Below are 9,600 nucleotides of genomic sequence, written 5' to 3' on the forward strand. Positions count from 1 at the left end.
ACATCACCTCTTTCCCCTTATCCCTTACCCCCCCCCCCCCCCCCTCCCGCCGGGGCGGCCCCCGCTCCCGCGCCTCCGGGGGGGGGGGGGGGGGGGGGGGGGGGGGGGCGGGGGGGGGGGGGGGCGGGCCCCCCCCGCCGCTCGCCGTGTCACTTGCCGGTGATCTCCTTGACGCCATCGGCGTACGGCTTGGCGATCGTGTCGAGAACCTGGTCGGGCGACTTCGAGCCGTTGATCAGACCCTGGAAGCCGGAGACCAGCACGTCGTAGTAGCCGGGGACCGGCCAGTCCGGGTAGAAGGCGAGCCCGTCGGACTTGCTGACCGTGTTGAAGTCCTCGATCAGCTTGCGGTCCTTCGGGTCGCTGATCTTCGACGCGTCAGCGGCGACCGGAACACCACCGTTGTTGCCGATCAGGTCCTGGATCTCCGGACGCAGGGTGATGTCGATGAAGTCGTACGCCAGGCTCTTGGCCTTGCTGTTCTCCGGGACGACCCAGAGGTTGCCGGAGGAGCCGGCCTGCAGGGTGTTGCCGGGGAAGAGGAAGGTGTCCCAGTTGGCCTTCATCTCGGTCTTGAACCGGCCGTACCACCAGCTACCCGAGACGATCATCGGAACCTTGCCGCCGATGAAGGCGGTGCCCATGTCCTCGGCCTTGAGGCTTGCCGAGTTCTTCGCGACGTAGCCCTTCTGCACCCACTGGGCGAAGGTTTCCGCGCCGTACTTGAGCGGGTCGGCCTTGAAGTCGACCGGGTTCTTGTAGAGCTGGTAGTTGTCGACGAACTGCCGGTCGCCCTTGGAGAGGGCGAGCTGGTAGAAGAGCTGCCCGGCCGGGTACTCGGCACCCGCCATGCCCAGCGGAGTGATGCCCTTGCCGACGAAGGTGTCCATCGCGGCGGTCATCTCCGCCATCGAGGTCGGAACCTTGACGCCGTTGCTCTGGAACAGGTCCTTGTTGTAGTAGACGGTGACGTACTCGCCGTAGTTCGGCACACCGAACCACTTGCCGGAGCCCATCACGCCCTTGTCGCTGTACCGGGCGGTGGTCTGCAGGCTGGGGCTGAGCTTGCCGGCCCAGCCGCGCTTGTCGGCCTCGCTGCTCAGGTCGGCCAGCAGGCCCTGGGAGGAGAGCAGCCCGGCGGTCGCGTTGCCCTTGTTGTACTCCATGATGTCCGGGCCCTCGGACGAGTTAATGATCATGCCGGCGTTCTGCTGGATCTGCTCGAACGCCTTGCGCTCGAAGCGCACCTCCACGCCCGGGTGCTCGGACTTGAAGATCTCGATCGCCCGGTCCCAGCCGACCCCCATGGCGCTGTTCTCGCTCTCGTAGTGCCAGAGCTTGAGGGTCTTGGCGTCACTGTCGTCCCCGCTGTCACCACCGCCGCACGCGGCGACGGTGGTCGTCGCCATCGCCGCCAGGGCGATCGCGGCGACGAGCCGGTGGAATCGCTGCATTAGCATCCTCCTCGTTGAGTATCTAGCCGGTACTTCACGGGGCCCGTCGTCGCGTTGCAGCGCGGCGGCGGGCCATTTACTGATCGGCCCCCATCAGCTGGTGGCTTCGGGGCACGGCGGTCGACCCACGGACCTCCAACGCGCACGGCAGCAGTTGCTGGTGACGAAGGTCAGCGGGGCCATCCAGCTGGCGCGTCAGCGCCTCGATCGCGATCCGGCCGAGCGCCGAACCGGGTGACGTCATCGCGGTCAGCGCCGGGGTGGCCAGCTCGGCGACCTGCGGCGAGGTGACCATCGAGACGACGGAGACGTCGTCGGGCACTGACAACCCGCGGCCGGTCAGCTCACCGAGGATGCCGAAGATCGCCGTCTCGTTCATCGCCAACACCGCCGTCAGCTCCGGGGCCTGCGCGAACGCGGCGGCCAGGGCGGCCCGCCCGCCGGCGGCGCTGTCCTCGGCCGCGATCATCACCGGCTCCAGGCCGTGCCCGGTCATCGCCGCGGTGAAGGCGTCACGGGTACGCAACGCCGGCCCGTAACCGCTGGCCAACGTCGCGGCCGAGTGGTTGACGTAGACGATGCGCCGATGCCCGAGGCCGACCAGGTGCGCGACAGCCTCCCGAACGGTCTGGTCGAAGTCGATGTCGACGTAGGAGAGCGTGCTGGTGTCGCCCGTGCGGCCGATCAGCACCAGCGGCACCCCCGCCTCCTGGAGCACAGTGACCCGCTCGTCAGCCAGCTGGACCTCCATCAGCACGACCCCGTCGAGCATCCGCTGACTGGCCAGCCGACGCAGGTCGTCGAGGTTGCCCCCACCGACCGGCGAGAGCACCAGGTGGTAGCCGGCGACGCTGGCCGCGGCGGCGGCACCGGTGACGAACGCGGTCTCGGTGGCACCGAGGCCACGCTCGTCCATCGGCATCAGCAGGCCGAGGATCCGGCTGCGGCGACTGGCCAGCCCACGGGCCATCGCGTTGGGCTGGTAGTCGAGCTGCGCCATCGCGGCGAGCACCTTGTTACGGGTGGCCTGCGAGATCGGCCGGGTGCCGGTGAGCACGTACGAGACGGTGCTGACCGAGACCTGTGCGAGGCGGGCGACGTCGTGCATGGTGGCCACCGCGCACCTCCTCCGGCCTGGGGTGGGACCGCTCCCGAACTTCGTCGAAGCGTTTCGACGAAGCGGTTCGACAGGACGCTAGGCCACCTGTTACGGCGACGTCAATAGCCGATGTCGAAAAGAATTCAGGGGCGCGCGGAGCCCCGCGCCCGTCCCTCCCGAGCGCGCCCTGCGCGCGGCCAGGCTGGAAGGGTGCCGGGCCCTCGCCCAGTCCACGCCGCGCCACGCGCTACTCCTGGTCGGTCCGCGCCGCGCCGTGCCCGGTCGGTCAGTCGCAGAGGACGGTCACGGTCGAGATCCGCGCAACATCGGGGATGTTGCTGCCTCCCATTCGCCGGAGGCGGCAACTTCCGGGTAGTTGCGCGGATCTTGGCTGCGGGTCAAGCGGGTGAGCGGGCCGGGCGGCGGCAAGATCGGGGTGCGGGGTGCGGGGTGCGGGGTGCGGGGTGCGGGGTGGGGCGTGCGGGGCGGCACGGTGGGGTGAGCGCGCGGGGCGCGGCCCGGTGAGGCGAGGGCGAAGGCGTGGGCGCGGGCCTGTGGGGCGCGGCGGGCGAGGGTCAGGGCAGGTTGAACAGGGTGGCGGCGCTGTTCCAGCAGACGGCGCGTAGCCAGTCGTCGCCCAGGTCCAGTCGGGCGAGCCCGGTCACCTGGTCGGCGTACGGGTACGGGATGTTCGGAAAGTCGCTACCCAGCAGCACCTTGCCGGCCAGCCCCAACTCGCGTAACCGGGGCAACTCCTCGGCGGGGTAGGGAACGAACTGGTCGAAGTAGGGCGTGAACACCATTGTAGTGTCCAGTCGGACCCGCTCGTACGTCTCGGCGAGGTCCAGGAAGGCCTGGTAGTCCGGAGCTCCCATGTGCGCCACCACGGCGGTCAGTCGAGGGTGGCGGGCGAGTAGGGCGGCGAACGGTTCCGGGCCGGTGTGGGAGGTCCCCACCGGTGCGTGCCCGGCGTGCACCACCACCGGCACACCCGCGTCGGACAGCATCCCCCACACCGGGTCCAGCGCCGGATCGGTCGGCGCGAAGCCGCCGACCTGTAGGTGCAGCTTGAACACCTGGGCGCCTTCGGCGAGGGCTGCCTCGACGTACCCGGGGGCGTCCGGCTCAGGGTAGAACGTAGCCGAGGCCAGGCATCCGGGGGTGTCGCGGGCGAAGTCCAGCGTCCAGCGGTTGAGTTTCGCCGCCATGCCCGGTCGGTGTGCGTACGCCAGGGCGCTGAACGCCCGTACCCCGAGCCGGTGCAGGTGCGCGACCCGTTCGGCGTCGCTCCAGCGGTAGAGGATGGGCCATTCGGTGCCGACCAGAGGCCCGGCGGCGTCGAAGTAGGCCCACACCCGACGCAGCAGGCGTGGTGGCAGGAAGTGCACGTGCACGTCGGCGAGGCCGGGCAGCCCAAGGGCACGGCAGAACTCCGGTACGCGGTCGTCCGCGTCGGGTGGGACCGGCAGATGGTCGCCGGCCGTGCCAGCCGGCACCGGCGCCGCATCCGTCATATGTCGATGTCGAATCGGCTCAGCACCGAGGGCGCGATCAGGCCGACGGTGGCGAGCGCGGAGACGACGGTCAGTGCGATGCGCATTCCGACCACTTCGGCCTTGCTGCCGACGCGCAGGGCGATGCTGTTCGGCAGGCCGATCATCATCCACATGCGCCGCTTGATGGGGATCGGCCAGAGGATCGGCACGCCGGCCCTGGTGATCATGTCGCCGAGGATGTGCACGAAGCAGCCCACGCCGAGCGCGGTGCCGATCAGTGGATAGCCGCGTCCGCCCGGCAGGTTGGCGAAGGTGAACCAGGCGGCCCCGGCCGACGCGAGAGTGATGATCACCCAGCCGGCCCGTTCGGCCCACTCGTCGAACAGCCCGCGCAACGCCAGGCCGAACATGAAGAACAGGATGGTGATGACAGCCCACTTGCCGTACGCGGCGCAGAGGGCGGTGGTGCCCCAGCCGACCAGCACGGTGAACGGCAGCGTGTGGGTGAGCGTCCGGTGCCCGTTGTTGCGGCGTGGGTCCTTGCTGAGCTTCGTGGCGTAGTAGACCCCGAGGGAGATCTTCTCCATCACCTCGGCGGCGAAGAGCGAGAAGACTCCGAAGGTACGGGCCACGGTGGCCCCACCCTGGTTCTTGGTCACCTTGCCCGACATGTCGAGGTCGGGAAAGAGCGCGCCGCCGGCGCACACCGCGGTGCCCACCGCCAACGCGAGCGGCGACTGGTGGTAGTCGGCGAACTGCTCCAGTGCCCAGGAGCCAGCCAGCCACACCGCCGCGCCGGACAGCGCGTGTTGCGGTCCCATCATCTCGGCTCACCCTCCCCAGGGATCTTGAGCGCCCAAAACTACGCCACTGTAGTAAGCGTCGGCGTCGCAGGGGCATCACCCGGAAGGTCCACATCGGACCGCGTTACAGGGTGGGGGTGAAGCTCTGCCGGATCATCGGCAAGTATGCCGCGTTGACCTGCCAGTCGAACTCTTCTGTCAACCACGAGACGGTGTAGGAGCGGTCGGCCGAGGTGTTGGCGAGCAAGCGGAAGCTGTGCACCGGAACGCCGAGGGCGTTCTGCCAGCCGCACTCCCACACCGCGCCGCCCTCGAAGATGTCCATCGCGGAGATGTCCACCTTGCGATAGTCCGGCAAGGCCGCGTTGGCGGTCAGCCGATCCTCCTCGGCCTCCCAGTGGGCCACCGGATCGGGGCGGGCCGGCCCCGCCTCGACGCTGAGCACCCGGGTCCCGCCGGATCTCCGGAAGCAGGTCACCGAGCCCTCGGTCCAGCGCGCCCACCCCACCGGCGCGGCGATCCGGAACCCGCTCGGGTCGTCGTACCAGGTCCAGCCCTCGCGTAGCCCGTACTTCACGCCGGGTGGCGGTGACACCGCCACCACCGGGGTCGCCGACGGTGGCGGGGGAGACGTGCAGGCGAACGCGGCCGGCCGGGAGGTCGGCGCGCCACCGCCCGAGCCGGACGGGGGGGTCTGGTCGTCGTGCCGGATGACCAGCGCGAGCGTGACGCCTCCCGCGACGAGCACAGCGGCAGCAGCACCACCCAGGGCGATCAGGCGCCGTCGTCGGCCGGGTCGGCGCCGCGGGCTCGGGGTCGGTGTGGCCGGCTCGCCCGACGGGGCGACCGGTTCGACCGGTTGGGTCGTCCTGGTCCGTCCGGCGTCACGGACCGCCGCGACCGCCGTGGAGCGGGTCGACGCGGCGGGCTCGTCGTGGCTCGCCTCGGCGGTGCGCAGCAGCGCCTCCGCCTCGGCGGCGGTCAACCGCCGCCAGGGGTCGCGCTGCAACAGGCCGATGAGGACGGGACGCAACGGGCCGGCCCGACGCATCGGGTCCGGTGGTTCGGTGGCCAGCGCGCTGAGCGTCGCCATCGCGCTCGACCGTGCGTACGGTGACTGCCCTTCGACAGTGGCGTAGAGCGTCGCGCCCAGCGACCACAGGTCGGTGCGCGCGTCGGACACCCCTTCGCGGGCCCGTTCGGGGGCGACGAACTGCGGCGAGCCGAGCACGGTGCCGGGCCCGGTCATCACACCCTCGCCGCCGTCGAAGGTGGCCAGCCCGAAGTCGGTGAGCACCACCCGCCCGTCGTCGGCGACCAGCACGTTGTGCGGCTTCACATCGCGGTGCAGCACCCCGGCGGCGTGGGCGGCGCGTAACGCGGCGAGCACCGCCAGCCCGATCCGGGCGGTGCGCTGCGGACTCAGCGGCCCCTCGGCGCTGATGATCTGCTGCACCGATCGCGACGGCACGTACTCCATCACGATCCAGGGGCTCTCCCGGTCGTGCACCACGTCATAGAGGCGGACCACGTTGGGATGGTTGAGGCGAGCGGCGGTGCGTGCCTCTCGCAGGGTCCGTAGCCGCAACTCCTCGCGTTCGGTCTCGGCCAGCCAGGACGGCGGCACGACCTCCTTAACTGCTACGTCGCGATGCAACATCTCGTCGCGAGCAAGCCACACCCGGCCCATTCCGCCGGTGCCGACCAGGTCGAGCAGCCGGTACCGACCCGCGATCAGCAACTGATGCACGGTCGCTCCCCCTCGGTCACCCCGGGATCCACGATAGCCACCAATGGCGGCTAATTCATCCACTGAGCGGCCTCGATCCACGACGGACGGTGGTCTCGATCATGGCCATACGGTGCAGGTCAGCGGGGTGGTCGGAAACTCTCTCGCACCTTTTTCCAGTCGGCAGCGGCCCCGGCCCAGTCCTCGTCGTGGGTGATCCAGGCCAGCGTCCAGCGGCCGGCAGCGACAGTTTGTTGCCGGGCGTGCAGCCACAGGTCGCCGTAGGGGGCCTGCCACCGGAGTTCCCACTCCGCCCCGCCGTCGCTGGCGGCGAGCCGGATCTCGTCGTACCCCGGCAACGCCCCGGCCCCGGCGGCAGCGTCCCGGGCCGCGCGGAGCCGGACCAGAGGGTCGGCGCTGTTGCCGGGTGCGACGCTGAAGGCCCGGCCGGTCGCCGGGTCCTGGAAGCAGGCCACACCGTCGTCGCGGGAGTAGTACCAGCTGGCCGGCACGGAGACCCGGAAGCCTGTGGTGTCGGCGTGCCAGACCCAGCCCGGCGGTGGCCGGAACTGTTCGCCGGAGGCCGGGTCGCCGGCCAGCACCGGCGTGCCGGCGACATGCGGGCGGACACACGCGAACGGCGGCGGGGGGACGTCCCGTCCGTTGGGCGGCGGCCCAGGCCGGTCGGGGCCCGGTCCGCCCGGTCCGCCTGGTCCGTCCGGCCTGTTGTCGGCTGGACGGTTCGGTGGCTGCGGGGAGGACGAGGCGACCGTGTCACCGGGCTTGTCGTCGGCGAAGGTCAGCGCGGTACCGACACCGGCCGCGACGGCCACCAGCAGCGCCACACCGATCAGTGCCAGCCGGCGGGTGGCCGGTCCCCGGGCCGCCCGGTCCGCGCCCGGCGCGGGGGAGGCCCCTCCGGTTGCGGTCGGGGCGGGGTTCGGCTCGTCGGACGGATCGGGCAACGGGATGGTGGGGTCCTGGTCGCCGTCGACGGCGGCGGGGTGGGCGATCAGCCCGGGCACCGGCCCGTCACCAGAGGGCCGGTCGGTCGCCGGCGGCAGGTCGGCGCGGCCAGTCGCGGCCATCGTGAGCAACCGACGGGCCGCGTCGTGGTCGAGGCGCTCGCGCGGGTCGCGGCGCAGCAACCCCTCCAGCACCGGCGCGAGCGCCCCGGCGTGGGGGGCGGGGTCGGGCGGGCCGGCGGCCAGCGCGCTCAGGGTGGCCATCGCGGTGCTGCGGGCGTACGGGGACTTGCCCTCCACGGCGGCGTGCAGGGTCGCCCCGAGCGACCACAGATCGGCGGCCACCGTGGACACCCCCTCGGCGGCCCGCTCGGGGGCCACGTACTGCGGGGAGCCGAAGACCATGCCGGGGCGGGTCATCGCGCCGTCGCCACCGTCGAAGGTGGCCAGGCCGAAGTCGGTGAGCATCACCCGCCCGTCGTGCGCCACGAGCACGTTCTGCGGTTTGATGTCGCGGTGCAGCACTCCGACGGTGTGCGCGGCCTGGAGCGCGTCGAGCACGGCCAGCCCGATCCGGGCTGCGCGGGCCGGCTCGAGCGGCCCCTCGGCGTCGACGACGTCCTGAAGGGTGCGGGACGGGACGTACTCCATGATGATCCACGGGCTGCCGTCGACCGCGACGACGTCGTAGAGCCGGACCACTGCGGGGTGGTTGAGTCGGGCCGCGGCGCGCGCCTCCCGCATGGTGCGTGAGCGCACCTCGTCCCGTTCATGATCGGCCAACCAACTCGGTGGGACGATCTCCTTGACCGCCACCTCGCGGTGCAGCATCTCGTCGCGGGCACGCCACACCCGACCCATGCCCCCGCGACCCACCAGGTCGAGCAGCCGGTACCGACCAGCGATCAGCACCTGTGCACGCTCCTCCTCAGCCGCTGTCCGGGCTACACCCTAACCAGCGGATCGGAAGTCACCTATCGGTCGACCGACTTGGCTCAGCAGGCGGCGTGGTCGGCGGCAGCGAGCAGGTTCCCTTCCGGGATGGCGATGCGGGTCCGTCCGGCACTCAGTCGGGCGGCGGCGCGGCGGGCCTGCACGGGGCCGTGTTCGCGGCGGGCGGTGGCGTAGCTGGCGGCGGTGCGGGCCGCGATGGTGGCCCAGCCGTACCGCTCGCCGACCATCGTGCGGGCCCGGCGGGCCAGCCGCCGGGCGAAGACCTCGTCGCCGAGCAGTTGGCCGACCGCGCCGGCGAGCGCGTCCGGGTCGCTGTGCGGGAACGTCACCCCGGTCACGCCGGGTTCGACGATCTCGGCGAGGCCGCCGGTACGGGCCACGGCGAGGGGCGCTCCGGCGGCCGCCGCTTCCAGCGCCACCATGCCGAACGGCTCATAGAGGCTGGGGACCACCGTCGCGTCGGTGGCGCCGAGCATCGCCGGTAGTTGGGTGGAGTCGAGGAACCCGGTGAACCGGACCGTCGAGCTGAGCGCCAGTCGCCGGGCCTCCGCCTCCAACTCGGTGCGGTACGGGCCGTCGCCGGCGATCACCACGCGCAGCCCCGGGTGTCGTTCGCGCAGCCGGGGTATGGCGTGCACCAGGTGCTGGACGCCCTTCTCGTAGACCAGCCGGCCGGCGTACCCGACCAGCGGGCCGTCCCCGGCGAACCGTGCCCGGGCCGACGCGACCGCTCGGGGGCGGGCCCGCCAGGCCCGGTCGTCGACCCCGTTGGGCACCACGTCGACCTGGCCGGCAGGTACGTCGAACAGCGCGGTCACCTGGTCGCGCATGTAACCCGAGCAGGTGATCACCCGGATGGAGGAGCTGCTGAGCCAGTGTTCGACCCCGTGGATGGTGCGGTTCATCTCCTCGGGCAGCCAGCCCTGGTGCCGGCCCGCCTCGGTGGCGTGGATGGTGGTGACGAGGGGGAGGTCCAGGTGCTCGGCGAGGGTGACGGCGGTGTGCGCGACGAGCCAGTCGTGGGCGTGGATGACGTCGTAGGCGCCGGCCTGGGTGGCGCGCAGGGCGGTGCGGGTGAGGGTGTGGTTGAAGGCCATGGT

At 71.6% G+C, this 9,600-nt stretch carries 7 protein-coding genes; all 7 read right to left on the bottom strand.

Annotated elements, in window-relative coordinates; genetic code table 11:
• Nucleotides 1-149 precede the first annotated feature (149 nt).
• Nucleotides 150-1,454: an extracellular solute-binding protein gene (locus AB0B48_RS29435; RefSeq protein ID WP_357207150.1), complete on the bottom strand. Its 1,305-nt coding sequence runs from the start codon at nt 1,452-1,454 to the stop codon at nt 150-152.
• A gap of 76 nt (nt 1,455-1,530) precedes the next feature.
• Complete coding sequence (locus AB0B48_RS29440; protein ID WP_357207158.1) at nt 1,531-2,562, bottom strand: LacI family DNA-binding transcriptional regulator; 1,032 nt, start codon at nt 2,560-2,562, stop codon at nt 1,531-1,533.
• 566 nt (nt 2,563-3,128) lie between these two features.
• Nucleotides 3,129-4,022 carry an amidohydrolase family protein gene (locus AB0B48_RS29445; RefSeq protein WP_357207160.1) on the bottom strand — a complete coding sequence of 298 codons (894 nt, stop codon included), beginning with the start codon at nt 4,020-4,022 and terminating at the stop codon, nt 3,129-3,131.
• A gap of 41 nt (nt 4,023-4,063) precedes the next feature.
• On the bottom strand, nt 4,064-4,873 hold the full coding sequence (locus tag AB0B48_RS29450) for a metal-dependent hydrolase (RefSeq protein WP_238672615.1): 810 nt from the start codon (nt 4,871-4,873) through the stop codon (nt 4,064-4,066).
• Nucleotides 4,874-4,976: 103 nt separating this feature from the next.
• A complete protein-coding gene (locus tag AB0B48_RS29455) occupies nt 4,977-6,602 on the bottom strand; it encodes a serine/threonine-protein kinase (RefSeq protein WP_357207152.1) in 1,626 nt (541 codons plus the stop codon).
• Between the two features lie 119 nt (nt 6,603-6,721).
• A complete protein-coding gene (locus AB0B48_RS29460) occupies nt 6,722-8,458 on the bottom strand; it encodes a protein kinase (protein WP_357207154.1) in 1,737 nt (578 codons plus the stop codon).
• Nucleotides 8,459-8,541: 83 nt separating this feature from the next.
• A partial coding sequence (locus tag AB0B48_RS29465) for a glycosyltransferase family 4 protein (protein ID WP_357207156.1) occupies nt 8,542-9,600 on the bottom strand: 1,059 nt, incomplete at its 5' end.

It is taken from the genome of Micromonospora sp. NPDC049089, assembly GCF_040648775.1.
Taxonomy (GTDB): domain Bacteria; phylum Actinomycetota; class Actinomycetes; order Mycobacteriales; family Micromonosporaceae; genus Micromonospora.